Annotated in this window: 1 protein-coding gene; it reads right to left on the reverse strand. The window is 61.7% G+C overall.

Annotated elements, in window-relative coordinates:
- Positions 1-402: Tn3 family transposase (locus tag HMPREF2813_RS09450; protein WP_148129922.1), on the reverse strand; the 402-nt coding region annotated here is incomplete at both ends.

Below are 402 nucleotides of genomic sequence, written 5' to 3' on the forward strand. Positions count from 1 at the left end.
CCGATCAGTTCCGGTGGAATGACCTGGCGGCGGTTCGACCAGCGATCCAGGACCGCCTGCATCTGTGAGGTATTCCACGCCATCACGATGTTGGCCATCAGGCTCAACGCATCGGCCACAGCCTGCATTTCATCGACACGTTTGGCCTGCGCCGGGCTGATCCGGCCGGTATAAATGGCGCGCTTGAGGGCGTTAACAGCCTCGCCCCGATTGAGCACCCGGCGCAACTCGTTCCTGAAAGCGTCCTTGACAAAGTAGTCAGCCAAAAACGCCGTACGCAGCAACCGCCCCAATTGCACGCCAGCCTCATAGATTGGATCGCCCTGGGCGGCAGAACCGAACCGCGCAAGAGCTGCCACCGCACTGGCATGTCCGCTCATGACCGAGGCTGCCAGGTGCACC

The organism is Haemophilus sp. HMSC066A11, from assembly GCF_001811665.1.
GTDB classification, from domain to species: Bacteria; Pseudomonadota; Gammaproteobacteria; order Enterobacterales; family Pasteurellaceae; genus Haemophilus; species Haemophilus influenzae.